This is a genomic window from Streptomyces sp. NPDC059994 (assembly GCF_042737755.1).
GTDB lineage: Bacteria > Actinomycetota > Actinomycetes > Streptomycetales > Streptomycetaceae > Streptomyces.
The window spans coordinates 19961-45373 of sequence record NZ_JBHWUR010000042.1; the positions used below are offsets into that span (position 1 = coordinate 19961).

Consider the following 25413-nt stretch of genomic DNA (forward strand, 5'->3'; position numbering starts at 1 on the left):
GGGCCGCAGGGGCGGCAAGCGGGGCCGGGGCCCCGACGCTTCCCCCACCCACCCCAGCACCTGCCGGGGGGCCCGGGAACGAAGCCCCCGCAGCCGTGCAAGGGCCCGTGGCCCCGACGCTTCCGCCAGGGGCCGAGGCTTCCCAGCGGGCCCAGAGTCAGCGCCCCGCCTGGGCCGCAGGGGCGGCAAGCGGGGCCGGGGCCCCGACGCTTCCCCCACCCACCCCAGCACCTGCCGGGGGGCCCGGGAACGAAGCCCCCGCAGCCGGGCAAGGGCCCGCGGCCCCGACGCTTCCGCCAGGGGCCGAGGCTCCCCAGCGGGCCCAGAGTCAGCGCCCCGCCAGGGCCGCAGGGGCCGCAGTCCCCGCAATCGGCCCCGCAGCCCCCACGCTCCCCCCACCTCCCACGGGGAGTGCGGGGGCCGCAGCCCCCGCCGGGGACTTCGGGGCCGCAGCCCCCGCCCTTCCCCCGCCCCCCACCGGGGCCGCAGCCCCCGCCGGAGGTTTCGGGGCCGGGCCTCCGACGCGCACTCCGTCCCACACCGGGGGCGCAGGGGGCGCAGCCCCCGCCCGGGGTCCGGGGGCGGAGCCGCTGGAGAGGCCGCTCGCCCCCTCACCTCAACCCACCCCCACCCCCGGAGGCCACGCGGCGGAGCCGCACATGTCGCAGCGGGAAGGGGCGGGGTGGGGGAATCGCCGCCTGGCCATCACCGCAGCCGCAGCCGTCGCCGCAGCGATCGCCGTAGTAGTCGTCCTGGCCACCACACAAGGCACCGACGACACCAGCAAAGCAACCGGCCCCACCAGCAAAGCAACCGGCCCCACCAGCACCAGCACCACCCCCCGCACCTCCACCCCCACCGTCGCCGGCACCTCCCGCCCTCCCAGCACCCCACCCCCCGGCACCCGAGGAGAGACCGGCTTCGCCTGGGTGCCTCCGAAGGGCTGGACGCGGACCGCCAAGAGCCCGTCCAACATCCATTACCACTCGCCCGGCGGAAAACAGGAGATCGCCGCCTCGTACGCACTCGTACGCGGCGGCGATCTCATGAGCCAGTGGCAGGTGGCCGAGCAGGGCTCCCACGATGTCCCGGGCTACCGGAACATCCGTCTGGAGCGGACCACCTTCAACGGCCGCCCGGCCGTTGTCTGGGACTACTACTTCACACAGGACGGCGACCCCTGGAAGGCCCGCCAGATGGGGTTCGACGAGGGCGGCAAGTCGTACCAGGTCAACATCTGGTACCTCGCCGCCACCGAGGACGACGCCCTGCGCACCTACTCCGCGGTGACCTCGTCGTTCACACCGCTCTGAGCGACGGCGGGCGCGGCAACGCCAGAGGACACCGCACCGCGCTGCATGAAGTCCCGTACCAGCGCGATCGCCACGACGACCGCCGCGACCAGCAGCGAGAGCAGCACCTGCTTGCGCCCGGCGTCGTCCGTGAGCATGTAGACGAGCACGAAGGAGATCATCGCGATCGTCGCCCACGTCAGATACGGGAACAGCCACATCTTGACCGTCAGCTTCTCCGGCGTCTCGCGCAGGATGATCCCGCGCATCCGCAGCTGCGTGAAGCAGATGACCAGCCACACGAACAGCGCGACGGCGCCGGACGAGTTCAGCAGGAAGTCGAAGACGGTGTCCGGCCACTTGTAGTTGAAGAAGACGGCCACGAACCCGAAGAGGACCGAGCAGAGGATGGCCGCCTGCGGCACGCCACGCGCGTTGGTACGGGCGAAGGCGCGCGGCGCGTCACCGCGCTGGCCGAGCGAGAACGCCATGCGGGAGGCGGTGTACAGACCGGAGTTGAGGCAGGAGAGCACCGCCGTCAGGACGATCACGTTCATGATCTGCCCGGCGTGCGGGATGCCGATCGAGTTGAGCGCCGCGACGTACGAGCCGTCCTTGAGGATCGCCGGGTCGTTCCACTTCAGGAGCGTGAGGACGACGAGGATCGAGCCGAGGTAGAAGACGCCGATGCGCCAGATCACGCTGTTGGTGGCCTTGGTGACGGCGCGCTGCGGGTCCTCGGACTCACCGGCGGCCAGGGTGACGATCTCGCTGCCCATGAAGGAGAAGACGACCATCAGGACACCGGTGAGAATGGCCCCGGCGCCGTTCGGCATGAATCCACCGGCATCGGTGAGATGCGCGAACCCGTCACCGGGATTGTCGGACCCGGGAAGTATTCCGAAGACGGCGAGCAGCCCAATGGCAACAAAGGCGCCGATAGCGACAACCTTGATCCCGGCGAACCAGAACTCGAACTCTCCGTACGACGACACGGAGACGAGGTTGGTGGCCGTCAGCACGATCATCACGATCAGTGCCCAGCCCCACTGCGGGACCGCCCCGACCCAGCCGTGCAGGATCTTCGCTCCGGCGGTCGCCTCGACGGCGAGCACCACGACCCAGAAGAACCAGTAGAGCCAGCCGATGGAGAACCCGGCCCAGCGGCCGAGCGCCTGGTCGGCGTAGGCCGAGAAGGAGCCGGAGGTCGGCCGGGCGGCGGCCATCTCGCCGAGCATCCGCATCACGAAGACGACCATGAGGCCGACGAGCGCGTACGAGAGCAGGATGGCGGGACCGGCGGCGGCGATGCCGGAACTGGAGCCGACAAAGAGCCCTGCTCCGATGACACCGCCGATGGCGATCATCGAGAGGTGACGGTTCTTGAGACCGGCCTGGAGGCCGTTGGAGCCGTGCGGGGCGCCGACGACGGGGGAGTCAGGCGTTCCGGGATCGCCCGGTCGGCCTTCTTCCTTCGCAAGGGAGGGTTGCGAGGTCATGGACGAATCCTTAGGTCTAAGGGTCGCTCGGGTTACGAACCAACGCATTGAAGCCCGGTACTCCCAGGTACGGAAGGCTTGACTCCGAATCGTGATGAGGGGCACAAGGTCATTACTTTTCGGCGACGAAGGTCCTTACCGCCGCTCACCCCGATGAACCCTGCCCGCCGGATCGCATGCCACACTCGGGGGCATGCGCGTGTACCTCGGTTCAGACCATGCCGGATACGAACTCAAGAACCACCTGGTCGAATGGCTCACGGCCCATGGCCACGACCCGGTCGACTGCGGTCCCCACATCTACGACGCCCAGGACGACTACCCGCCGTTCTGCCTGCGCGCCGCCGAGAAGACGGCCGCGGACCCGGACTCGCTGGGCATCGTGATCGGCGGCTCCGGCAACGGTGAGCAGATCGCCGCGAACAAGGTGAAGGGCGTACGGGCGGCCCTGGCCTGGAGCGAGCAGACGGCTGCGCTCGGCCGCGAGCACAACAACGCGAACGTGCTCTCCATCGGTGGCCGGATGCACACCCAGGAGGAGTCGACCAAGTTCGTCGAGGTGTTCCTGAACACCCCGTACTCGAACGAGGAGCGTCACACCCGCCGTATCGAGATGCTGTCGCGCTACGAGACGACCGGCGAGCTCCCCGCGATCCCCGCGCACCACCCGCAGCAGGGCTGACCTGGCGTTATGCCCGAGGGGCACACGATTCACCGGCTGGCCGCCGACCACGGGAAGTGGTTCGGCGGCCGCCGCGTACGCGCGTCCAGCCCGCAGGGGAAGTTCTCGGACGGGGCGGCGCTGGTGGACGGGCAGGTGCTGGAGTCGGCGGAAGCGCACGGGAAGCACCTGTTCCTGGGCTTCGGCGGGCCGGTCGGCTGGATCCACATCCACCTGGGCCTGTTCGGCAAGTACGCACTGGGCTCCGGCCCGGTCCCCCCTCCTACGGAGACGGTCCGGCTGCGCCTTTCCGGCCCCGGCGGGTACGCGGACCTGCGCGGCCCCACGGCCTGCGCGCTGATCACCGACGCGGAGAAGCAGGCGATACACGACCGCCTGGGCCCGGATCCGCTGCGGGCCGCCGACGACGGCGAGAAGGCGTGGGCGCGGATCTCGCGCAGCCGCACGACGATCGCGGCGCTGCTGCTCGACCAGAAGATCATCGCGGGCGTGGGGAACGTGTACCGGGCGGAGGTGCTGTTCCGCCACGGCGTGGACCCGTACCGGGAGGGCCGCTCGCTGTCGCGCGCCGAGTTCGACGCGATGTGGTCGGACCTGGCCCTGCTCATGCGCGAGGGCGTACGCCTGAACCGTATCGACACGGTGCGGCCGGAGCACATGCCGGAGGCGATGGGGCGCGAGCCGAGGGTGGATGACCACGGGGGTGAGGTGTACGTGTACCGCCGGGCCACGCTTCCGTGCCACATCTGCACGACGGAGATCCGGACGGCGGATCTGGCGTCGCGGAACCTGTTCTGGTGCCCGACGTGCCAGGGGCACGCGTAACCGGGGATCAGCCCCCACCCCGCCCCTTCCCTAAACCCTCCGGGGGCGGGTGGGGGCGAAGGCTCGTTTCCCGGGGGCTCCGCCCCCGGACCCCCCGCTGGGCCTGCGGCCCCTGCACCCCGCTTTCGGGCTCCGCCCCGCTCCTCAAACTCCCCCAAGGACTTCGTCCAGGGGACCCCCAGGGGCTGAATGTGCCGCGCCCCCATCCCCCTGAGGGGCGCGGGGAACTGCGCGACCAGCCACAGACAACCTGCGGACAAACGGAGCCGGGCACCCCCCGCTCCCGCCGGGGCCCGGGGCGGAGCCCCGAAGTGGGGTGCAGGGGCGCAGCCCCAGCGGGGGGTACCGGGGGCGAAGCCCCCATAAGCGGGGTGCAGGCCCCGCCAGGGGTGCAGGGGCGAAGCCCCGCCCCGGGGTCCGGGGGCGTAGCCCCCGGGAGGGTCACCTTCACCCCCCACCCACCCCCGGAGGGTTTGGGCGAAGGGGCGGGGTGGGGCTCCCTCCGCTAGAAGCCGTGCGGCAGCCACGGGGCCACCGGGGTCGTGAACGCCGCGCCCGCCTCCGCCAGCGCCCCCTCCCGGAGCTCCCGGACCCGCCCCGCCGCCGCGAGGGCCGCCAGCGACACCCCGCCCATGAACGCCGCCCCCAGCTCACGCACGGACAGCGCCACATCCGCCGCCTCAGACGTGCGCGAGCACACCGCCCCCTTCCCGTCCCCGCTCAACCGCCACCGCCCCGCATTCCACCCACAAAACGCATCCGCGACCTCGAAGACCACGTCCACCGGCGCCGAGTAGGTACGGGACGCCAGCCCCGCCCCCACGTCCACCAGCCGTACGTACAGCCCGTCCCGTATCCGCACCCCGCACCGCCGCACATCGGACACGAGGTGCAGCAGCGGGTCGTCCGCCGGACGGTTGCCCGCCTTGACCGTCGACGTCAGGTCGATGTCGCAGAGGAACCGCCACAGCGCGCCGTACACCGCAGGGTCGTCCGCGTTGATGTCCCGCAGCGTCACGACGCCCTTCGGGCCCGCCGCGTCCCACACCGGCTTGGTGTGGAAGCGCACGTACCCCACGACCTCGCCGCCCCGCGAGGCCAGCACGCACTGCGCGGGCGACCCCCCGTCCCGGAAGCCGGGCGGGTCGAGGAGCGGGTGCCGCTCCCAGCCGGGCGTGCGCAGGAACATCCCCGCGCGCGTGTCGGCCGCACGCCCGTACACCTCCTCGCACGCCGATGCGGCATCCGCGAGGGACGCGTACCGCAGGGTCACGTCCTCCGCGCCCTCCGGCACCTCCACCCGCACCCGCGAGGAGTCGATCTCCAGGCTCATCTGCTGGGTGGCGAGGCCGAACCCGTACCGCCCGTAGATCCCCGGCTCGGACGCCGTGAGGACGGCGAGCGGGACGCCTTCCTCGCGCAGGACGTCAAGCTGGCTCCGCATCATCGACGTGAGGATCCCGCGCCGGCGGTGCGTCGCCGCGACGCCGACCGCGCTGACCGCCCCGGTCGGTACGAATCCGCCGCCCGGCACCGACACCGGCAGGGCGAAGGTCTGCGTCGTGCCGACGACGGACGGCCCGTCATAAGCCGCCAGGCACCGGGCCGGATCGATCACCGTGCGCCAGAACTCCTCCAGCTCCGGATCCTCGGGTACGCCCCCGAACACCCGCTCCACCACCCCGTACCACTGGTCGAAGTCGGCGCGGTCCAGAGCACGTACGTCCACAGTCATATGCCATGACTACCAGCGGGTATGACATCCGGTCGACCGGATTTCGAACACAGTCCCAGAGGGGTCCCCCTGCGCACGGCGGCGTCGGCTGGATAGGGTCACCGGCAATGGCACGACGCGTGGGAGCGGATTCGTACAGTGCCCGGTGGCGCAAGTCGGCGCACCGGGCACGTATCGCGCTGCGCAAGTCCGGGGTCGACTACTTCCGGGGCGACGGTTCGGACTGGATCGCGCTCGTGGGCCTGCTCCTCACCGTCCCGGCGATCACCCTCGCGACGCTCGCCTCACCGGTCTGGTGCGCGCCCAGCGCGCTGGCGCTGCCGATCGTCGCGGGCGGCGTCCTGCTCCGCCCCGCGAGCCTGCTCGGCCTGTACGCGGCCGCCGCCGTCGCCCTGATCGTGGAGTCCGTGCAACTGGGCCCGTACACGGAGGGCCCCGCCAGGGTGACCCCCGGAACGGTCCTCGTGGTCGCCGCCTGCGGCCTCTTCGGCCTCCTCATCGCCCAGTTCCGGGCCCGCGTCGGCGTGCCCTGGCGGCGCGGCGGCACCATGCTCTTCGACCTGCGCGAACGCATCCGCGTCCAGTCCGCCCTGCCGCGCCTGCCGCGCGGCTGGCACCGCGAGATGGCCCTGCGCCCGGCCGGTGGCCAGTCGTTCTCGGGCGACTTCGTCGTGGCGGCCCGTACGAACGGGAACCGCACGCTCGAAGTCGTCCTTACGGATGTCTCCGGCAAGGGCATGGACGCGGGCTCGCGCGCGCTGCTCCTGTCCGGCGCGTTCGGCGGCCTGCTCGGCTCGCTCCCGCCGCACGGCTTCCTCACGGCGGCCAACGGCTATCTGCTCCGCCAGGACTGGGACGAGGGGTTCGCGACGTCGATCCACCTCGTCCTCGACCTGGACTCCGGCGACTACGAGCTGCTGTCCGCCGGTCACCTCCCCGCCCTCCACCTCCAGGCGGGCTCCGGCCGCTGGCGCGAGGTGACGGGGGAGGGGCCGCTGCTCGGGGTGTACGACGGGGCCGAGTTCCACCCGGTCAAGGGGTCACTCGGCCCCGGCGACGTCCTGATGCTCTTCACGGACGGCCTCGTCGAGACGGCCGAACGCGACATCGCGGAAGGCATCGACCGCCTCACGGGCGAGGCCGACCGTTACGTCACGACGGGCTTCGAGGGCGCGGCGTGGCACCTGATCGAGGCGGTCGCGAAGGACGTCAACGACGACCGCGCGCTGCTGCTGATCAGGCGTGATGCGTGAGGTCGTGCACGAAGGCGGTGAAGGCGGCCGGGCTGATCGTGAGAGCCGCGCCCTCGGGCCGCTTGGAGTCGCGGATGGCGATGGCGTGGGGGAGGTCTGCGACCTCGACACAGTCGCCACCGCTGGTGCCGCTGTAACTGGACTTACGCCAGGCCGCGCCGTTGAGGGTGGCGCACTCGACGCAGTCGCCCCCGCCGCCCCCGCTGTAGCTCGACTTACGCCACTGCGCGTCCGTCAGGTCCATAGCGTTCCTCCATTACGCGAGCGATCAGTGCAGCCGAGTCCTCGGGGGAGAGGGCCGTGGCTTGCAGGCGAGCGTAACTGACTGAACGCTCCCTGATCAGTGGAGGGTTGGCCGTCATGTGGCCCATGTCGTAGCTCTCTGAGTAGAAGAGGTCCGGATCCTCCTCGAAACGCAGGAGGTTGAACGACCCTCGCGTTGCGGGATGTTCGCCGACCGTGAAGGGGAGCACCTGAAGGTACGTCCACGGGCGTTCGCAGGCGCTCAGCAAGTGAGCCAGCTGCTTCCGCATGACCTTCTTGCCACCGACCTCTCGGTACAACGCGGCCTCGTCGAGCACCACCCAAAGCGCGGGCGGGGTGTCCCGCTCCAGGATTCGCTGGCGTTCCAGTCGAGCAGCCACCTGCGTGTCGAGGTCGGTCGGGTCGTGGGCGGCCAGGATGGCCTCCGCATACTCCTTGGTCTGCAACAGGCCGTACACCACCTGGGCCTGGTAGGTGCTGATGTACGTCGCCCGCGCCTCCATCTCCGCGTACTGCTGAAACCAGCACGGCAGTTGGCTGCGCAGCACCAACCCCACCAGTCGCGAAAACCGGCCCTCCGTCCCCAGCGCGGCATCCAGCCGCTCGGAGAAGTTCCTCGTCGGGACTTTCATCGCCGTCTCGATCTGGCCGATCAGCGACGCGGCACAGAACAGGCAGCCACCCAATTGCTCCTGCGTCATCCCGGCGCGCTCGCGTTCGCGGCGCAGCTCGGAACCGTAATAGTCGAGCGGCGACGCGCTCGGATCCAGCGTGCGGATGTTCACCACGGCGGCCTCCAGCGGCTCGCGGAGTTGCTCAGGTCACATAGCGGAGCGTAACCAAACAACCGCACCCCGCGAGGGAAAACGGGACAACTCCCGTACGGGGGTGGGGGTGTCCCCACCCCCCATCCGCCGGGAGCCGCCATGGCCCGGGACCTGCCCGGATCCGTAACTTCGAGGCATCGGACAACGCACGTACGAGGAGAGGTCGAGGACGATGGCACTGGGACGCGGCAAGCGGCGGGCGGCACGGGTCGAGGCCGCCGAGGGCGACCCCGGTTGGGCCGTCGAGCTGCGCGGGGTGCGGCGTCAGTACGGGCGCGGCGGCTCGGCCGTACACGCCCTGCGCGGGATCGACCTCAGGCTGCCGCGCGGGAGCTTCACGGCGGTGATGGGGCCGTCGGGGTCGGGCAAGTCGACGTTCCTCCAGTGCGCGGCGGGGCTGGACCGGCCCACGGACGGGTCCGTACGGCTCGGCGGGACCGAGATCACCGGCATGAGCGAGAACAAACTCACCGAACTGCGCCGGGCCCGCCTCGGCTTCGTGTTCCAGGCGTTCAACCTGCTGCCGTCGCTGACGGTCGAGCAGAACGTACTGCTGCCGATGCGGCTGGCGGGGCGGCGGCCGGACCGGCGCCGGGCTGAGGAACTCCTGGGCCAGGTGGGGCTGTCGGGGAAGGGGAAGCGGCGCCCGGGTGAGCTGTCGGGTGGTCAGCAGCAGCGCGTGGCGATCGCGCGGGCGCTGGTGACGCGGCCGGACGTGGTGTTCGCGGACGAGCCGACGGGCGCGCTGGACACGCGGACGGCGGCGGAGGTCCTGGCGCTGCTGCGGAACGCGGTGGACGGGATGGGCGCGACGGTCGTCATGGTCACGCACGACCCGGGCGCCGCCGCCTACGCCGACCAGGTCCTCTTCCTCGCGGACGGGTCGATGGCGGATGCGCTGACCGGCGCGTCGGCGGGCCAGATCGCGGCCCGGATGACATCACTGACGGCCCCGGCGGCGACGTACGCGGCGGCAGCGGCGTGAATCCCCCCACCCCACCCCTTCCCGCTGTGACATTTGCGGCTCCGCCGCGTGGCCTCCGGGGGATCCGCGTTCGTCTGCGGGCTGGTGGGGGCTGGTCGCGCAGTTCCCCGCGCCCCTGGGGGGTTGGGGTCGCCGGGGTTGCCTAGGGATCGCCCCGCAGGGGCGCCTTTAGGGGCGCGGGGAACTGCGCGAGCAACCCAGCACGGTCCGCAGACGAAGCAAGGGGGTCCGGGGGCGAAGCCCCGGCAGCCCGCCCGGACCCACCACCCGGCCGCCCGCCAGAGGGCTTTCGGGAAGGGGCGGGGTGGGGAATTCCGCCCGCCGCAGGCGCACACGCAACACCCACCCACAGGAGTCACCCCACCATGAACCCCCGCCCCAACGGCCTCGCCCGCGCAGCGCTCCGCTTCAAGCCGTCCGCCTTCGTCGGCACCTTCATCGCCCTCTTCATGGCCGCGATGATCGTCTCCGCGTGCGGGATCCTCCTGGAGACCGGAGTGCGCGCGTCCGTCCCGGCCGAGCGGTACGCCGGCGTCCCCGTGGTCGCCGCCGCCGACCAGCAGGCCCACTACACCACCGGCAGCGGCGAGGACCGGAGCACCGAGGCCGTCGCGCTGCCCGACAAGGCGAGGCTCGACGCCGCCCTGACGTCCCGCGCGGCGACGGCCCCCGGCGCTGCCGCCGCGATCGCGGACGTCTCCTTTCCCATACGCGACGTACGCGATGTACGCGACGTACGTACGGGAAATACGTCCGGAGGTACGCCCGCGACCGCCCACGGCTGGGGCTCGACCGCCTTCACCGGCACGAGGCTCACCTCCGGCACTCCGCCCCGTACCGGTCAGGTGGTGACCGGCGACCGCGCCGCCATCGGCGACCGGATCACCGTCGACACCCCTTCCGGCAAGCGGCAGTTCACGGTGTCCGGCACCACCAAGGCCCCCGGCATCATGTGGTTCACCGACACCCAGGCCATGGCCCTGTCCGGGCACCCCGGCAAGGCCGACGCCATCGCCGTACTCGCCAAGCCCGGCGTCGCCGCCTCCGCCCTCGCCGACCAGGTCGCCCAGCGGCTCGGGGACGCGGCCGAGGTCCACACCGGTGACGGCCGCGGCGCCGTCGAGACCCGCGGCCTCGCCTACGCCAAGGAGCTGCTGACCGCGCTCGGCGGCTCCTTCGGCGGCATGGCCGCCATGGTCGCCGTCTTCACCGCCGCCGGAACCGTCACGCTCTCGGTCGGCCAGCGCCGCCGCGAGTACGCCCTGCTGCGCGCGATCGGCGCGACCCCGCGCCAGATCCGGCGCACCATCGCCACCGAGACCGTGCTGGTCGCCCCGCTCGCGGGCGCGCTCGGCTGCCTCCCGGGCGTGGCCCTGGCGAGCTGGTGGTTCGGCCAGCTCCGCGACAAGGGCGCGGTCCCGGAGGCCGTGGACCTGTCGGTGTCGTGGATCCCGATGGCGGCGGCGGCCGGCGCGGCCGTGCTGACCTCGCTCTTCGCCGGGTACATGGCGGCCCGCCGCCCGTCCCGCACCAAGCCGGGCGAGGCACTGCGGGACGCGTCGGTGGAGCGCCTGCGCATCGGCTGGATCCGTACGCCCCTGGGCGTCGCTGCCCTCGGCGGCGGCATCGCCTTCACGGGTGTGGCCGCGTCCGAGAAGGGCGAGAACGCGGCGAACGCTGCCCTCGGCGTCGTCATGCTCTTCATGCTCGCCGTGGCCCTCCTCGGCCCGCTGATCGCCCGCGCCTGCGCCGCTCTGTTCGGTCTGCCGCTGCGCGCGGCCGGCGCCCCGGCCTCGCTGGCGGCGGCCAACTCCCGTACGAACGCCCGCCGTCTGGCCTCCGCGATCACCCCGATCGTCCTGGCCATGGCGTTCTCCTCCACCCTCGTCTTCATGCACACCAGCGAGGACCGCGTCACCGCGAAGCAGCAGCGGGCGGGCCTCATCGCCGACCGGGTGATCACCGGCCCGACGGGCCTGACCTCGGACGCGGTGGCGCGGGCGAAGGCGACCCCGGGCGTCGACACGGCGGTGGGCCTGACCCGTACGTCCGTCCTGGTCCACTCCGGCGGCGCCCTCCAGTCGATCTCCACGCAGGGCTTCACCGGCACGGGCGCCGACCTGGCACGCGTCCAGGACCTGGGCGTACGCAAGGGCTCCCTGGACGCCCTGAAGCCCGGCACGATCGCCCTGGACAAGACCCTGGCGAACGACACGCACGCGCGCGTGGGCGACCGGCTCGACATCCTGCTCCCCGACGGCACGAAGGCGTCCCCGAGGGTGGTGGCCACGTACGACAGGGGTCTGGGCCTGTCCCAGATGACGCTCCCGCAGGGCGACCTGGCCTCCCACACGACGACGGTGGGCATGCCGACGGAACTCCTGCTGAAGGGGAAGGCCGCGGCGTCCGCCCTGGCACCGCTCGGCGACACGGTCACGGACGCGGCGGGCTACGCCACGGCCAAGAGCGTGGAACGCGACCTGAACGCCTGGGCCAACACCACCATGGCGGCCGTCCTCGGCGGCTTCGCGGCCGTCGCCGCGGCGAACACGCTGGTCATGACCATCCTGGACCGCCGCCGCGAGCTCGGCACCCTGCGCCTGATCGGCACGACCCGCCGCCAGGTCATGGGCATGGTGCGCTGGGAGGCGCTCCTGGTGACGTCGGCGGGCCTGATCCTGGGCACGGCGATAGCCCTGGCGACGCTGATCCCCATGATGAACGGCCTGACGGGCGAGAGCCCGTACATCCCGCCCGTCCTGTACGGCTCGTTCGCCGCGGGCATCCTGGGCCTGGGCCTCGCCTCCACGGCCCTCCCGGCCCGCGCGGCCCTACGCTGAGCCGCATGCTCACACTCCCCGAGGTCGAGGCGATCGCGAGGGCGGCCCACGCCACCCAGACCGACAAGGCGGGCCGCCCGTACACCGAACACCTGGCGGCCGTGGCCGAAGGCGTACGCGCGCGTGGCGGCACCGAGGAGCAGATCGCGGCGGCGTGGCTGCACGACGCGGTGGAGGACGGGGCGCTGTCACAGGAGTGGCTGGAGGGGGCGGAACTGGCGCCCGGGGTACGGGAGGTGGTGACGGCGGTGACCAAAAGACAGGGCGAGGCCCTTCCGGCCTACGCGGCCCGCATCCTCGCCACCCCGGGCGCACTGCTGGTCAAGGAGGCGGACCTGGCGCACAACGCGGACCCGGCCCGCCTCGCCGCCCTCGACGAGCCCACCCGTACCCGCCTCACCCACAAATACGCCACCATGCGCACCCTCCTGGGCTTGGCGTGATCCATACCTTGGCTATGTGTCAGGCGGCAGCACCTACAGGGGTGTTGGTGGCACGATGGACCCTGCGGGGTGTGCTCGGCGGCGCATTCCGGGCCGGCAAGGCGGACCGACCAAGGGTGTGATCAGTTGTGGCCATTTCACTGTCTGTGGTGCTGCTGTTGGCGATCGTCCTCGTGGTGATGATCCGGGGCGGCTCCATCAAGACCGGCCCGGCCATAGTCGCCGCGCTCTTCGGTTTCTTCATGGCGTCGACCGGGATGGCGCCGTCGATAAACCGCTTCCTGAACTCGCTGGCGGAAACGATCGACCAGATCAAGTTCTGAGCACACCCGCCGGGTCCCGGAAAACACCTCGGGCCCGGTGAGCTGGTCACCGGGCCCGAGGCCGTGGAGCGGGCGACGGGAATCGAACCCGCGTAGCTAGTTTGGAAGACTAGGGCTCTACCATTGAGCTACGCCCGCGTGTGTCGCGTCGCAGGTCGGAAACGACCGCGGCACGAAGAGCATCGTAGCGGGTCACCCCCCGCGTGCGCACACCGCATCCGGCCGTGCGGCCCGGTGCGCGAAACGGCCGACGTATTCCCCGCGGGCATGTACCCTACGTGTCGCACCGACGGGGTGTGGCGCAGCTTGGTAGCGCGTCCGCTTTGGGAGCGGAAGGCCGTGGGTTCAAATCCCGCCACCCCGACAGCAGCGTCCGGCAGTGGCCGACGGCGTCCCCGGATGACCTTCGCCGACTCTCCGTGCACGCCTCACACGATCTCCGCGCACAAGATCACATTGTGGGTGGCATCCCGCTTGCGGTTACTATGCAAGCTGCGTGCCCGTGTGTCTGACCAATCCGATGAACCGGGCCCCATCCGCCCGCGGCCGTCGGCCACCGGGCAGAACCCCCCAGAAGTCAGCCACAAGGAGACCGAACCGTGAAGAGCGCCGTGGAGACCCTGAACCCGACTCGGGTTCGGCTCACTGTCGAGGTGCCCTTCGAGGAGCTCAAGGACAGCCTCGACGCGGCGTACAAGAAGATCAACCAGCAGGTCACGGTGAAGGGCTTCCGCAAGGGCAAGATCCCGGCCCGCGTCATCGACCAGCGGTTCGGCCGTGGTGCTGTGCTGGAGGAGGCCGTCAACGACGCGCTCCCCAAGTTCTACACCGAGGCGGTCAACGAGGCCGAGCTGAACCCGCTCGGCCAGCCCGAGGTCGACATCACGGAGCTGAAGGACGGCGAGACGCTGAACTTCACCGCCGAGGTCGACATCCGCCCGACCATCGAGATCCCGGACTACTCGGGCATCGAGGTGACCGTCGACGCGGTCGAGGTCTCCGACGAGGACGTCGAGAAGGCCGTCTCGGACCTGCGTGAGCGCTTCGCCTCGACCTCCCCGGTCGAGCGCGCCGCCCAGGACGGCGACGTCCTGACGGTCGACCTTGAGGCCAAGGTCGACGGCGAGGTCCTGGAGGACGGCGTGGCCGAGGGTGTCTCGTACACCATCGGTTCCGGCGAGCTCCTCGACGGCATCGACGAGGCCGTCAAGGGCCTGGAGGCCGGTGGCGAGGCCACCTTCACCTCGCAGCTCAAGGGCGGCACCGCCGAGGGCAAGGACGCCGAGGTCACCGTCAAGGTCACCCAGGTCGCCGCGCGCGAACTGCCGGAGCTGGACGACGACTTCGCGCAGCTCGCCTCGGAGTTCGACACCCTCGACGAGCTCAAGGCCGACAGCCGCAAGCGCCTGGAGAACATGAAGCAGTTCGACCAGGCCACCCAGGCCCAGGAGCGCGTGCTCGACGAGCTGCTGAAGATCACTGAGGTCCCGATCCCCGAGAAGCTCCTCGCGGACGAGATCCAGACCCGCAAGCACAACCTTGAGCACCACCAGCTCGGCCAGATGGGTCTCGACCTCGCCAAGTACCTGGAGATCCAGGGCAAGACGCAGGAAGAGTTCGACGCCGAGACCGAGGAAGCGGCCGTCAAGGGCATCAAGACGCAGTTCATCCTCGACGAGCTCGTCAACAAGGAGAAGCTGAACGTCAACCAGGAGGAGCTCACCGAGCACCTGGTGCGCCGTGCCGCCTCCTCCGGCATGTCCCCCGACCAGTTCGCCCAGGCCGTCGTCGAGGGTGGCCAGGTGCCGATGCTCGTCGGCGAGGTCGCCCGCGGCAAGGCGCTGGCCGTGGTCGTCGAGGCCGCCAAGGTCGTCGACACCAACGGTGAGGCCGTTGACCTGGAGGACGACGAGGACGAGGCCGCCGAGGCCGCCGAGGTCGAGGCCGCCGCCGAGGCCGTCGAGGCCGACGCCGACGCCGACGCCGAGGAGAAGACCGAGGCCTGAGCCTCGGCCCGACCTCGTACGGCAGACACCGCCTGACCACGTACGAAGTACGTAAGGAGGGGCCCGCGACGCAGCCGCGTCCGGGCCCTTTCGCGTACCCGGACCGGGGCCGCGCCCAGGCGTCCCATGGCCGGTTCCGTACGCACCCGCGCTTCAACCACCTTGCGCTCCGAGCGAACAGTTCGGGAACCGGGATGGCGTTGTCCTACCTGCGCGTTAGGGTCCATGAATACGGGGGCGTGGAGTCAGCCGGTGAAGTCGGCCGCAAGCCCCGCCCTCTGAATGAAGACGCTGAGACGGCCGAAGCCGTCAGAGACGAGCAGGTGGATACGTGACGAATCTGATGCCTTATGCCGCCGGTGAGCCGTCCCTCGGTGGTGGCCTCGGCGACCATGTCTACAACCGGCTCCTCAACGAGCGCATCATCTTCCTCGGCCAGCAGGTCGACGACGACATCGCCAACAAGATCACCGCACAGCTCCTCCTCCTGGCCGCCGAGCCGGAGAAGGACATCTACCTCTACATCAACAGCCCCGGCGGCTCGGTGACGGCCGGCATGGCGATCTACGACACCATGCAGTACATCCCGAACGACGTGGTCACGATCGGTATGGGCATGGCGGCCTCGATGGGCCAGTTCCTGCTCACCGGCGGCTCCGCCGGCAAGCGCTTCGCGCTGCCGAACACCGACATCCTGATGCACCAGGGCTCCGCCGGCATCGGCGGCACCGCCTCGGACATCAAGATCCAGGCCGAGTACCTGCTGCGTACGAAGACGCGCATGGCGGAGATCACCGCCCGCCACTCGGGCCAGACGGTCGAGACGATCATCCGCGACGGCGACCGCGACCGCTGGTACACGGCGGAGGAGGCCAAGGCCTACGGCCTCATCGACGACATCATGGCCCACGCGGCCGGTGTTCCGGGCGGCGGCGGCACCGGGGCCTGAGCCCCTCTCCCCGGCTCCCTGCGAGCCGGGGAACCCAGCCCCCGGCCCCTGACACCCGAGCCCACAGAACGCCACCAGGACGGTGAACCCCGACATGCAGAACAACCTCTCCGCAAGCGGCCTCTACACGGGCCCGCAGGTGGACAACCGCTACATCGTGCCGCGCTTCGTCGAGCGCACCTCGCAGGGCGTGCGCGAGTACGACCCGTACGCGAAGCTGTTCGAGGAGCGCGTGATCTTCCTCGGCGTGCAGATCGACGACGCCTCCGCCAACGACGTCATGGCGCAGCTCCTGTGCCTGGAGTCGATGGACCCGGACCGCGACATCTCGATCTACATCAACAGCCCGGGCGGCTCGTTCACGGCCCTGACGGCCATCTACGACACGATGCAGTTCGTGAAGCCCGACATCCAGACGGTCTGCATGGGCCAGGCGGCCTCCGCCGCCGCCGTGCTGCTCGCCGCGGGCACCCCGGGCAAGCGCATGGCGCTGCCCAACGCGCGCGTGCTGATCCACCAGCCGTCCTCGCAGACCGGCCGTGAGCAGCTCTCCGACCTGGAGATCGCGGCCAACGAGATCCTGCGCATGCGCAGCCAGCTGGAGGAGATGCTGGCCAAGCACTCCACCACGCCCATCGAGAAGATCCGGGACGACATCGAGCGGGACAAGATCCTCACCGCCGAGGACGCCCTGGCGTACGGCCTGGTCGACCAGATCGTGTCGACCCGTAAGACGACGTCGGCCGCGGCCGCCTGACGCAGTCGGAGCCCCTGGCGCGGTACATATGACGGTCCACGTCGAAGTGAACCGCGCCAAGGGGGGCCCGAACGGGGGGCCAGGCAAGGTACCGTCGGATATGAGGCACCAGGAGCCGCTGAACGTGGCGTCTCCCAGGCGAAGGGGAAGCACCTCGTGGCACGCATCGGTGATGGCGGCGACCTGCTCAAGTGCTCGTTCTGCGGCAAGAGCCAGAAGCAGGTGAAGAAGCTCATCGCAGGCCCCGGTGTGTACATCTGCGACGAGTGCATCGATCTCTGCAACGAGATCATCGAGGAGGAACTCGCCGAGTCCTCCGAGGTGCGGTGGGAGGAACTGCCCAAGCCGCGCGAGATCTACGAGTTCCTGGAGAGCTACGTGGTGGGCCAGGAGCCCGCCAAGAAGGCGCTCTCCGTGGCGGTCTACAACCACTACAAGCGCGTCCAGGCCGGTGAGAACGGCGGCGCGCAGGGCCGGGACGACGCGATCGAGCTCGCCAAGTCCAACATCCTGCTGCTCGGCCCCACGGGCTCCGGCAAGACACTCCTTGCCCAGACCCTCGCCCGGATGCTCAACGTCCCGTTCGCCATCGCCGACGCGACGGCGCTCACGGAGGCGGGGTACGTGGGCGAGGACGTCGAGAACATCCTCCTGAAGCTCATCCAGGCCGCTGACTACGACGTCAAGAAGGCCGAGACGGGGATCATCTACATCGACGAGATCGACAAGGTGGCCCGTAAGAGCGAAAACCCGTCGATCACGCGTGACGTCTCCGGCGAGGGCGTCCAGCAGGCCCTCCTGAAGATCCTGGAGGGCACGACGGCCTCGGTCCCGCCCCAGGGCGGCCGCAAGCACCCCCACCAGGAGTTCATCCAGATCGACACGACGAACGTGCTGTTCATCGTGGGCGGTGCCTTCGCGGGCCTGGAGAAGATCATCGAGTCCCGGGCCGGCGCCAAGGGCATCGGCTTCGGCGCGACGATCCGCTCCAAGCGGGAGATCGAGGCCAGCGACCAGTTCCAGGAGGTCATGCCGGAGGACCTGGTGAAGTTCGGGATGATCCCCGAGTTCATCGGTCGGCTGCCCGTCCTCACCTCGGTCCACAACCTCGACCGCGAGGCGCTCCTCCAGATCCTGGTCGAGCCGCGCAACGCGCTGGTCAAGCAGTACCAGCGCCTCTTCGAACTCGACGGCGTGGAGCTGGACTTCGACCGCCCGGCCCTGGAGGCCATCGCCGACCAGGCGATCCTGCGCGGCACGGGAGCGCGCGGTCTGCGCGCGATCATGGAGGAAGTCCTGATGTCGGTGATGTACGAGGTCCCGTCCCGCAAGGACGTGGCCCGCGTCGTCATCACGTCGGACGTCGTCCACAACAACGTCAACCCGACACTGGTCCCGCGCGAGCCGCGCATCGTGAAGAACGACGGGCGGCACGAGAAGTCGGCGTAGCCGACCTCGGTGACGAGGAAGGGCGCCCGCCGGTTGGAGGTCCAACTGGGCGGGCGCCCTTTCGTAACGTGCCTCAAGTCAGCCGAAGGTGAGCCCACTCGGCTGCTTGTCATCTCACGCGACCGTGCATGCCTCATCTGCTACGTCAGAGGGCACCCGCAGCTTTTGGAGCCCCGTGATGCAGTAAGGGTTGGGCATGGCGACGGCCGAGCCGCTGCCAATCGCGTGATTCCGGCAGGCGGCCTGCGTCTTCGAGCCAACCGGGAATCCCGCTCCCTCCACGACCTTCACACACTCATCCGTCACCGCTGATGCCGGGGTGGCTATGAGCAGGGATGCGGCGGCGGTCGTCGATGCCAAGGCCACCGTCGTCAGGACACGCCGTGTTGCGCGCAGCACAAGAATACTCCTCGTCACAAAGGGGAAATTGCCCGGTCAGTCCGGAACGAGCCCTAGTTGATCATGACGGGTTCATGACCTTCAACGGCTTAAGGCCGGATTGGCTCGATCGTGCCGTTCGTGCCTAGGGGGTCGAGGAAAACAAAGGGCGCCGGACGGGTTTTCCGTCTGGCGCCCTTGGCGAGTTTGCGTCGCGAGCTACTTCACCGGAACCCGCACGTCCTTGCGCAGCTTCGCCGTCGTCTCCGCGTTCTCGTCGAGCGAGACGCCCTTCGTGCCGGCGAGGAGCGAGGCCGGGTCGATCAGGGTGACCATGCCCAGGGTGCTGTGGTCGGCCCAGATGCACACCGGGAACTCCAGGTCCTTGCCGCCGGTGCTCTTGCTGCCGGTGAGCTTGGCGGACTGGCACTTCATGACGGCGCCGTCCAGCCCGGCCGCGGACTTCTTCTCGGGGCTGCCGATAAACGTGCCCTTGGTGTCCTTGTCGCTCTCCGCGTTATTCTTGACCTGGGCGAAGACAGCGTCGACGGACTTCTCCGGATCGGCGATCTGGCCCCAGACGCCGTTGAAGCTCATCTGCTTGGCCGGCGTACCGGTCGACGCCTTGTAGCTTGCCTTGACCGTCGTCGGGTTCTTGATACCCGCCGTCTCGAAGTCCTTCTTGTCCTTCTCGGTGGTCTTGTCGGACGGGTCCGTCTTGTTGATGGCGTACGCGCCCGCGATCACGCTGTCCGGGGTGATCAGCTTGTGCGCGCCGTCATCGGCGACACTGCTGCCCCCGCCGCCCTTCGTCGCGAACCACACGCCGCCGCCGATGACCGCGACCGCGACGACGACGGCCGTCACGATCAGGCCCGTCTTCTTCTTGGCCGGGGCGGCCGGCGGCATGGGCGCCCCGTAGGGCGGCTGCTGGCCGTACTGGGGCTGCTGGGCCGGGTAGCCGTAGCCCTGCTGGGGCGGGACGCCCTGCGGGGGCTGCTGCGGGTAGCCGTAGCCGGGCTGCGGCTGGCCGGGCTGCGGCTGGCCGGGCTGCCCGTACGGCTGCTGCGGCGGCTGCTGACCGTACGGGCCGGGCTGCTGGGGCTGGCCGCCGTACGGGCCCGGCTGGTTGTAGCTCATTGGTGGGATTCCCCCTATGGATACTTATCTGATCCGGACATCCTGGCGGACGGGCCCATGGAGCGGCGCATCGGGGGGCTCACCGTTACCAAACATTCCCGTTTCAGTGCCGGCCCGTGACACCTCTAAACTGAGCCCCGTGACCGAGAACACTCAGCACCAGAACCCAGCGCCCACCACCGAACTGCCGACCCAGTACGCGCCGGCCCAGGTAGAGGGGGAGCTGTACGAGCGCTGGGTGGAGCGCGGTTACTTCGAGGCCGACGCCAAGAGCGACAAGCCTCCGTACACCATCGTCATCCCGCCGCCCAACGTCACCGGCAGCCTGCACCTGGGCCACGCCTTCGAGCACACGCTGATCGACGCCCTCACGCGCCGCAAGCGCATGCAGGGCTACGAGACGCTGTGGCAGCCCGGTATGGACCACGCCGGCATCGCCACCCAGAACGTCGTGGAGCGCGAGCTCGCCAAGGAGGGCAAGTCCCGCCACGACCTGGGCCGCGAGGCGTTCATCGAGCGCGTCTGGCAGTGGAAGGGCGAGTCCGGCGGCCAGATCTCCGGCCAGATGCGCCGCCTCGGCGACGGCGTCGACTGGTCCCGCGAGCGGTTCACCATGGACGAGGGCCTGTCCGAGGCCGTCCAGACCATCTTCAAGAAGCTCTACGACGACGAGCTGATCTACCGCGCCGAGCGCATCATCAACTGGTGCCCGCGCTGTCTCACCGCGATCTCCGACATCGAGGTCGAGTACCAGGACGACGAGGGCGAGCTCGTCTCGATCCGGTACGGGGAAGGTGACGCGTCCATCGTCGTCGCGACCACCCGCGCCGAGACGATGCTGGGCGACACCGCCGTCGCCGTCCACCCCGAGGATGAGCGTTACCGGCACCTTGTCGGCACCGAGATCGAGCTGCCGCTGACCGGCCGCCGTATCCCCGTCGTCGCCGATGAGCACGTCGACCCCGAGTTCGGCACCGGCGCCGTCAAGGTGACCCCTGCGCACGACCCGAATGACTTCGAGATCGGCCAGCGCCACGGCCTGCCGAACCTCGCCGTCATGGACGAGCACGCGGTCATCACCGCCCACGGCCCCTTCCAGGGGCTGGACCGGCTGGAGGCCCGCTCGGCCATCGTCGCCGCCCTGCGCGCCGACGGCCGCATCGTCGCCGAGAAGCGCCCGTACACCCACTCTGTCGGCCACTGCTCGCGCTGCAAGACCACCATCGAGCCGCGTCTGTCGATGCAGTGGTGGGTCAAGGTCGGCCCGCTCGCCAAGGCCGCCGGTGACGCGGTCCGCGACGGCAAGGTCAAGATCCACCCGCAGGAGATGGAGAAGCGCTACTTCGACTGGGTCGACAACCTCCACGACTGGTGCATCTCGCGCCAGCTCTGGTGGGGCCACCGCATCCCCGTCTGGTACGGCCCGAACGGCGAGATCGTCTGTGTCGGACCGGACGAGCAGGCGCCGACGGGCGAGGGCTGGCGCCAGGACACCGATGTCCTCGACACCTGGTTCTCCTCCGGCCTGTGGCCGTTCTCCACCCTCGGCTGGCCGCAGCAGACCGAGAGCCTCGCGAAGTTCTACCCGAACTCCGTCCTGGTCACCGGCTACGACATCCTCTTCTTCTGGGTCGCCCGGATGATGATGTTCGGTCTGTACGCGATGGACGGCACCCCGCCGTTCCACACCATCGCCCTGCACGGCATGGTGCGCGACCAGTTCGGCAAGAAGATGTCGAAGTCCTTCGGCAACGCGGTCAACCCGCTGGACTGGATGGACACCTACGGCTCCGACGCGGTCCGCTTCACCCTGGCGCGCGGCGCGAACCCGGGTGTCGACGTCCCGATCGGCGAGGACTGGGTCCAGGCGTCCCGCAACTTCGCCAACAAGATCTGGAACGCCACGCGCTTCGCGCTGATGAACGGCGCCACGGTCGAGGGCGAACTGCCGCCCGCCGAGCAGTTGTCGGCGGTCGACCGCTGGATTCTGTCCCGACTGAACAAGACCGTCGCCGAAGTCGACGCCCTCTACGAGGACTACCAGTTCTCGAAGCTGTCGGAGGCCCTCTACCACTTCGCGTGGGACGAGGTCTTCGACTGGTACGTCGAGCTGTCGAAGACGACGTTCTTCGAGGGCGGCGAGCAGGCGCGGGTCTCCGGCCGGGTCCTGGGCGAGGTCCTGGACGTCACCCTGCGCCTGCTGCACCCCGTCGTCCCGTTCGTCACCGACACCCTCTGGACGACCCTCACCGGCGGCGAGTCCCTCGTCATCGCCGACTGGCCGAAGGCTGTGTCTGTTCCTGGGGCTGACGCCCCGGGTGGCTTCCGCGACGACGCCGCCGAGCGTGAGATCGAGCTGGTCCAGCAGGTCGTCACCGAGGTCCGCCGGTTCCGGTCCGACCAGGGCCTGCAGCCCGGCCAGAAGGTCCCGGCCGAGCTGACCCTGACCGGTACGGCGCTGGCCCCGCACGAGGCGGCCATCCGCCAGCTGCTGCGCCTCCAGCCGGCGGGCGAGGGCTTCCACGCCACCGCCTCGCTGCCGGTCGCGGGCGCCACGGTCGCGCTCGACCTGTCGGGCACGATCGACGTCGAGGCGGAGCGCAAGCGCCTGGCGAAGGACCTCGGCGCGGCCGAGAAGGAGAAGCAGCAGGCCAACGGCAAGCTCGGCAACGAGGCGTTCCTCGCCAAGGCGCCGGACAACGTGGTCGACAAGATCCGTACGCGCCTTGCCAAGGCCGAGGCGGACATCGACCGGATCACGACGCAGCTGGCGAACCTGCCGCAGGCGTAAGCAGGGACTCGAAGGGCCCCGGCCGTTGAACTTGAACGGTCGGGGCCCTTCGTTTTCGCGTACGGGCGCGACGTGGGTCAAATCACGCGATTAGCCCCCAACCAGGGTCGAAAGTCAGCCATGGAAGGTCCAAGGACCTTGCATGATGGAAGGCATGTACGCTCCGTCCCCCGCCTCCGTGCTGCGGCGCGCGCTGGGCGACGACCGGGCCCTGGACGTACTGATCGCGCTGGCCGCCTTCGCGCTGATGATCATCGATGTGCCGGGCCTCGCGGCGGCGGACAACTCCCTCAGCGGGGCCACGGTGCCGCCGGTGCTCGCGGCGGGCTCGGCCACGCTGCTGCTGCGCCGCAGATGGCCGTGGATCCCCTACCTCGCCGCCCTGGTCTTCCTCGGCTGGCTGCATCAGCTGACGCTGATCCAGTTCGCGCTGTACTCGCTCGGCCGCTTCCGGGGCCGCCGCACGGCGGTGGTGGCGACGGTGCTGTACGTGGTGGTGGCGTGCACGCTGTTCTACGTCCCCGACTGGCTGGGGCACCGCGCGGACACGCTCAGCTCGTTCCTGAGCATCGTGGTGCCGGTGGGGGTGCTGTCGTCGGCGGTGGGCGTGGCCACGTACCGCCAGGATCTCGTACGCGAGGTCCAGGCGCTCCAGGCCGTGCAGGCCGAGCGGGCGTCGGTGGCGCGGGACGTCCACGACATGGTGGGGCGCGAGCTGACGATGCTGGCGGTGACGGCGGAGGTACGGGCGCGGCGGGCCCTGGGCGGCCCCCACGAGCAGGACTTCGACTCCCTGGCCGAGACGGCGCGCCGCGCGCACCACATGCTCAACGAGATCATCGTCGCCCGGGCGGACGAACGGACGGCGACCCCGGGCCTGGACGGCCTCCCGTCCCTGGCGGCGGAGACGCGGCGGGCGGGGACGCCGGTGACGCTGGCGGTGGCCGAGCGGGCGTACGGGCTGTCCCCGTTGCGCCAGGCGGCGGTGTACCGGGTGGTCCAGGAATGCCTCACGAACGCGGTGAAGCATGCGCGGGGGGAGGGGGTGGCGGTGACGATCGGCGTCCGGGGCGGCGAACTCCACGTCCACGTCCGCAACAGCCTGCCGTCCACGGTGCCGTCGACGGCGCCGGTGTCGTCGGGGACGGGGACGTTCTCGATGCGGGAGCGGGTGGAGAGCATGGGGGGTGCGCTGACGACGCGGCGCACGTCGACGACGTACGAGGTCGAGGCGACGCTGCCGTCGGGCACGGCGTGATGCCGCCCGCTGCCGCTCGGGGCCGCGCCCCGACCCCCTTTTTGTCTGCGGGTTCGGTGGCGGCCGGCCACAGACGACCTGTAGACGAACGGAGACCCGGGGCGGAGCCCCGAAGCGGCGTGCAGGGGCCGTAGGGCGCGATGCCCTGACCGCGAAAGGGGCGGGTCCAAGGTCCTGTCGGTCCCCCTCCGTAGACTGGGTCCGTGACCGAGCAGCCCGACCGCAGCAGCAGCCCCGACGACCACTTCGACGACATCGTCGATGCCGAGACAAACCGCGACCCCGACCTGGCGGTGATCGAGGCCGGCAGCCGCACCCTGCGCACCCAAGGCGGCCTCCCGCAGGGCGACCCCGTCCCCGCCCGCCCCGCCGACCCCGAGATCGACAAGGCGCTGCGCGCGGTCGAGACGGAGCTGGCGACGCGCTGGGGCGAGACCAAGCTGGAGCCCTCGGTCTCGCGCATCTCGGCGCTGATGGACGTCCTGGGCGAGCCCCAGCGGGCGTACCCCTCGATCCACATCACCGGCACCAACGGCAAGACGTCCACGGCCCGCATGATCGAGGCGCTGCTCGCCGCCTTCGACCTGCGCACCGGGCGGTACACCTCCCCCCACGTCCAGTCGATCACCGAGCGCATCAGCCTGGACGGCTCGCCGATCTCGGCCGAGCGCTTCATCGAGACGTACGAGGACATCAAGCCGTACGTGGAGATGGTCGACGCCCAGCAGGAGTACCGCCTCTCCTTCTTCGAGGTCCTCACCGGCATGGCGTACGCGGCGTTCGCGGACACCCCCGTGGACGTGGCCGTCGTCGAGGTCGGCATGGGAGGCAGCTGGGACGCGACCAACGTGATCGACGCGTCGGTGGCCGTGGTCACCCCCATCTCCCTGGACCACACCGACCGGCTCGGCTCCACGCCCGCCGAGATCGCGGTGGAGAAGTCCGGGATCATCAAGCAGGACGCGACCGTGATCCTGGCCCAGCAGCCGGTCGACGCGGCCCAGGTGATGCTGAAGAAGGCCGTCGGGGCGGACGCGACGGTCGCGCGCGAGGGCATGGAGTTCGGCATCGTCGCGCGCGAGGTCGCGGTCGGCGGCCAGCTCCTGACGCTGCGCGGCCTCGGCGGGGAGTACGACGACATCTTCCTCCCGCTGTACGGCGCGCACCAGGCGCACAACGCGGCGGTGGCGCTCTCCGCGGTCGAGGCGTTCTTCGGCATCGGCTCCGAGCACGCCCGCCCGCTGGACGTGGACACCGTCCGCAAGGCGTTCGCCTCGGTGGTCTCGCCCGGCCGCCTGGAGGTCGTGCGCCGCAGCCCCACCGTCGTCCTGGACGCCGCCCACAACCCGGCGGGCGCCCTGGCCACGGCCGAGGGCCTGACCGAGGCGTTCGGCTTCTCGCGGCTGATCGGCGTGGTCGCGGCCAGCGCCGACAAGGACGTCAAGGGCCTCCTGGAGGCCTTCGAGCCGGTCTTCGCCGAGATCGTCGTCACCGCCAACTCCAGCCACCGCTCGATGGACGTCGACGAGCTGGCCGCGGTCGCCGTCGAGGTCTTCGGCGACGAGCGGGTGGCGGTCGAGCCGCGCCTGGACGACGCGCTGGAGGCGGCGATCACCCTGGCGGAGGAAGAGGACGAGTACGCCGGTGCGGGAGTCCTCGTCACCGGTTCCGTGATCACGGTCGGCGAGGCCCGGCTGCTCCTGGGAAGGGGCTGACG

Annotated in this window: 20 protein-coding genes and 2 tRNA genes; 16 read left to right on the top strand and 6 right to left on the bottom strand. The window is 70.4% G+C overall.

The window, feature by feature from the left end:
- The first annotated feature begins 659 nt into the window (after window positions 1-659).
- Window positions 660-1313 carry a hypothetical protein gene (locus tag ACFWA7_RS21390; protein WP_385824578.1) on the top strand — a complete coding sequence of 218 codons (654 nt, stop codon included), beginning with the start codon at window positions 660-662 and terminating at the stop codon, window positions 1311-1313.
- On the opposite strand, the gene ACFWA7_RS21395 is transcribed toward ACFWA7_RS21390, so the two are convergent.
- Window positions 1277-2791 (bottom strand): amino acid permease, encoded by a 1515-nt coding sequence (locus ACFWA7_RS21395; RefSeq protein WP_385548820.1) that lies wholly within the window; start codon window positions 2789-2791, stop codon window positions 1277-1279. The genes ACFWA7_RS21390 and ACFWA7_RS21395 overlap by 37 nt on opposite strands.
- Before the next feature lie 193 nt (window positions 2792-2984).
- On the opposite strand from ACFWA7_RS21395, the gene ACFWA7_RS21400 reads away from it, so the two are divergent.
- Together ACFWA7_RS21400 and ACFWA7_RS21405 are read left to right on the top strand one after the other, a co-directional pair.
- Window positions 2985-3473 (top strand): ribose-5-phosphate isomerase, encoded by a 489-nt coding sequence (locus ACFWA7_RS21400; protein WP_385548823.1) that lies wholly within the window; start codon window positions 2985-2987, stop codon window positions 3471-3473.
- Window positions 3474-3482: 9 nt separating this feature from the next.
- Window positions 3483-4298, top strand: a complete 816-nt coding sequence (locus tag ACFWA7_RS21405; RefSeq protein ID WP_385824580.1) for an Fpg/Nei family DNA glycosylase — start codon at window positions 3483-3485, stop codon at window positions 4296-4298.
- Window positions 4299-4803: 505 nt separating this feature from the next.
- Here the strand turns inward: ACFWA7_RS21405 and ACFWA7_RS21410 are convergent.
- Entirely contained in the window at window positions 4804-6033 is a 1230-nt protein-coding gene (locus tag ACFWA7_RS21410) for a GNAT family N-acetyltransferase (RefSeq protein ID WP_385824581.1), read from the bottom strand.
- Window positions 6034-6140: 107 nt separating this feature from the next.
- Here ACFWA7_RS21410 and ACFWA7_RS21415 point away from each other — a divergent pair, with 107 nt between their 5' ends.
- Window positions 6141-7286: a PP2C family protein-serine/threonine phosphatase gene (locus ACFWA7_RS21415; protein ID WP_385548832.1), complete on the top strand. Its 1146-nt coding sequence runs from the start codon at window positions 6141-6143 to the stop codon at window positions 7284-7286.
- Here the strand turns inward: ACFWA7_RS21415 and ACFWA7_RS21420 are convergent.
- Together ACFWA7_RS21420 and ACFWA7_RS21425 are read right to left on the bottom strand one after the other, a co-directional pair.
- On the bottom strand, window positions 7270-7530 hold the full coding sequence (locus ACFWA7_RS21420; protein ID WP_385824583.1) for a DUF397 domain-containing protein: 261 nt from the start codon (window positions 7528-7530) through the stop codon (window positions 7270-7272). The two genes, ACFWA7_RS21415 and ACFWA7_RS21420, sit on opposite strands and share 17 nt — an antisense overlap.
- Window positions 7502-8338 carry a Scr1 family TA system antitoxin-like transcriptional regulator gene (locus tag ACFWA7_RS21425; protein ID WP_385548838.1) on the bottom strand — a complete coding sequence of 279 codons (837 nt, stop codon included), beginning with the start codon at window positions 8336-8338 and terminating at the stop codon, window positions 7502-7504. Before ACFWA7_RS21425 ends, ACFWA7_RS21420 begins: the two co-directional genes overlap by 29 nt.
- Before the next feature lie 211 nt (window positions 8339-8549).
- Between ACFWA7_RS21425 and ACFWA7_RS21430 the strand changes: the two genes are divergently transcribed.
- The 4 genes from ACFWA7_RS21430 (at window position 8550) to ACFWA7_RS21445 (ending at window position 12968) form a co-directional block, all read left to right on the top strand.
- Window positions 8550-9362, top strand: coding sequence for an ABC transporter ATP-binding protein (locus ACFWA7_RS21430; RefSeq protein ID WP_385824585.1), 813 nt, complete (start codon window positions 8550-8552; stop codon window positions 9360-9362).
- A 365-nt stretch (window positions 9363-9727) separates the two neighbouring features.
- The gene (locus tag ACFWA7_RS21435; protein ID WP_385824587.1) at window positions 9728-12202 is read left to right on the top strand and encodes an ABC transporter permease; all 2475 of its coding nucleotides are present in this window, start codon (window positions 9728-9730) and stop codon (window positions 12200-12202) included.
- 5 nt (window positions 12203-12207) lie between these two features.
- The gene (locus ACFWA7_RS21440) at window positions 12208-12645 is read left to right on the top strand and encodes an HD domain-containing protein (RefSeq protein WP_385549975.1); all 438 of its coding nucleotides are present in this window, start codon (window positions 12208-12210) and stop codon (window positions 12643-12645) included.
- A 128-nt stretch (window positions 12646-12773) separates the two neighbouring features.
- Entirely contained in the window at window positions 12774-12968 is a 195-nt protein-coding gene (locus tag ACFWA7_RS21445; protein WP_101388310.1) for a hypothetical protein, read from the top strand.
- A gap of 64 nt (window positions 12969-13032) precedes the next feature.
- Here the strand turns inward: ACFWA7_RS21445 and ACFWA7_RS21450 are convergent.
- Window positions 13033-13106, bottom strand: a tRNA-Gly gene (locus ACFWA7_RS21450).
- 152 nt (window positions 13107-13258) lie between these two features.
- On the opposite strand from ACFWA7_RS21450, the gene ACFWA7_RS21455 reads away from it, so the two are divergent.
- The 5 genes from ACFWA7_RS21455 to clpX all read left to right on the top strand — a co-directional run bounded on the left by ACFWA7_RS21455 (window position 13259) and on the right by clpX (window position 18129).
- Window positions 13259-13332: transfer RNA gene (locus ACFWA7_RS21455), tRNA-Pro, on the top strand.
- Between the two features lie 235 nt (window positions 13333-13567).
- Complete coding sequence (gene tig, locus ACFWA7_RS21460) at window positions 13568-14974, top strand: trigger factor (protein ID WP_385824589.1); 1407 nt, start codon at window positions 13568-13570, stop codon at window positions 14972-14974.
- Between the two features lie 343 nt (window positions 14975-15317).
- Window positions 15318-15923 (top strand): ATP-dependent Clp protease proteolytic subunit, encoded by a 606-nt coding sequence (locus ACFWA7_RS21465; protein ID WP_385549983.1) that lies wholly within the window; start codon window positions 15318-15320, stop codon window positions 15921-15923.
- A gap of 94 nt (window positions 15924-16017) precedes the next feature.
- Window positions 16018-16680 (top strand): ATP-dependent Clp protease proteolytic subunit, encoded by a 663-nt coding sequence (locus ACFWA7_RS21470; RefSeq protein WP_101392375.1) that lies wholly within the window; start codon window positions 16018-16020, stop codon window positions 16678-16680.
- Between the two features lie 156 nt (window positions 16681-16836).
- A complete protein-coding gene (clpX, locus tag ACFWA7_RS21475) occupies window positions 16837-18129 on the top strand; it encodes an ATP-dependent Clp protease ATP-binding subunit ClpX (protein ID WP_067158960.1) in 1293 nt (430 codons plus the stop codon).
- Window positions 18130-18726: 597 nt separating this feature from the next.
- Here the strand turns inward: clpX and ACFWA7_RS21480 are convergent.
- Window positions 18727-19647, bottom strand: coding sequence for a hypothetical protein (locus ACFWA7_RS21480; RefSeq protein WP_385824591.1), 921 nt, complete (start codon window positions 19645-19647; stop codon window positions 18727-18729).
- A gap of 139 nt (window positions 19648-19786) precedes the next feature.
- Between ACFWA7_RS21480 and ACFWA7_RS21485 the strand changes: the two genes are divergently transcribed.
- The 3 genes from ACFWA7_RS21485 (at window position 19787) to ACFWA7_RS21495 (ending at window position 25411) form a co-directional block, all read left to right on the top strand.
- Complete coding sequence (locus ACFWA7_RS21485; RefSeq protein WP_385824593.1) at window positions 19787-22438, top strand: valine--tRNA ligase; 2652 nt, start codon at window positions 19787-19789, stop codon at window positions 22436-22438.
- Window positions 22439-22592: 154 nt separating this feature from the next.
- Window positions 22593-23696: a sensor histidine kinase gene (locus tag ACFWA7_RS21490; RefSeq protein WP_385547418.1), complete on the top strand. Its 1104-nt coding sequence runs from the start codon at window positions 22593-22595 to the stop codon at window positions 23694-23696.
- A 203-nt stretch (window positions 23697-23899) separates the two neighbouring features.
- Window positions 23900-25411: a bifunctional folylpolyglutamate synthase/dihydrofolate synthase gene (locus ACFWA7_RS21495; protein WP_385547415.1), complete on the top strand. Its 1512-nt coding sequence runs from the start codon at window positions 23900-23902 to the stop codon at window positions 25409-25411.
- Window positions 25412-25413: the final 2 nt, after the last annotated feature.

Excerpts from the sequence above, each read along its gene's own strand:
- ACFWA7_RS21390 (WP_385824578.1), top strand. The coding sequence starts at position 660 with ATGTCGCAGCGGGAAGGGGCGGGGTGGGGGAATCGCCGCCTGGCCATC.
- ACFWA7_RS21395 (WP_385548820.1), bottom strand. The coding sequence starts at position 2,791 with ATGACCTCGCAACCCTCCCTTGCGAAGGAAGAAGGCCGACCGGGCGAT.
- ACFWA7_RS21400 (WP_385548823.1), top strand. The coding sequence starts at position 2,985 with ATGCGCGTGTACCTCGGTTCAGACCATGCCGGATACGAACTCAAGAAC.
- ACFWA7_RS21405 (WP_385824580.1), top strand. The coding sequence starts at position 3,483 with ATGCCCGAGGGGCACACGATTCACCGGCTGGCCGCCGACCACGGGAAG.
- ACFWA7_RS21410 (WP_385824581.1), bottom strand. The coding sequence starts at position 6,033 with ATGACTGTGGACGTACGTGCTCTGGACCGCGCCGACTTCGACCAGTGG.
- ACFWA7_RS21415 (WP_385548832.1), top strand. The coding sequence starts at position 6,141 with ATGGCACGACGCGTGGGAGCGGATTCGTACAGTGCCCGGTGGCGCAAG.
- ACFWA7_RS21420 (WP_385824583.1), bottom strand. The coding sequence starts at position 7,530 with ATGGACCTGACGGACGCGCAGTGGCGTAAGTCGAGCTACAGCGGGGGC.
- ACFWA7_RS21430 (WP_385824585.1), top strand. The coding sequence starts at position 8,550 with ATGGCACTGGGACGCGGCAAGCGGCGGGCGGCACGGGTCGAGGCCGCC.
- ACFWA7_RS21435 (WP_385824587.1), top strand. The coding sequence starts at position 9,728 with ATGAACCCCCGCCCCAACGGCCTCGCCCGCGCAGCGCTCCGCTTCAAG.
- ACFWA7_RS21440 (WP_385549975.1), top strand. The coding sequence starts at position 12,208 with ATGCTCACACTCCCCGAGGTCGAGGCGATCGCGAGGGCGGCCCACGCC.
- ACFWA7_RS21465 (WP_385549983.1), top strand. The coding sequence starts at position 15,318 with ATGCCTTATGCCGCCGGTGAGCCGTCCCTCGGTGGTGGCCTCGGCGAC.
- ACFWA7_RS21470 (WP_101392375.1), top strand. The coding sequence starts at position 16,018 with ATGCAGAACAACCTCTCCGCAAGCGGCCTCTACACGGGCCCGCAGGTG.
- ACFWA7_RS21480 (WP_385824591.1), bottom strand. The coding sequence starts at position 19,647 with ATGAGCTACAACCAGCCGGGCCCGTACGGCGGCCAGCCCCAGCAGCCC.
- ACFWA7_RS21490 (WP_385547418.1), top strand. The coding sequence starts at position 22,593 with ATGTACGCTCCGTCCCCCGCCTCCGTGCTGCGGCGCGCGCTGGGCGAC.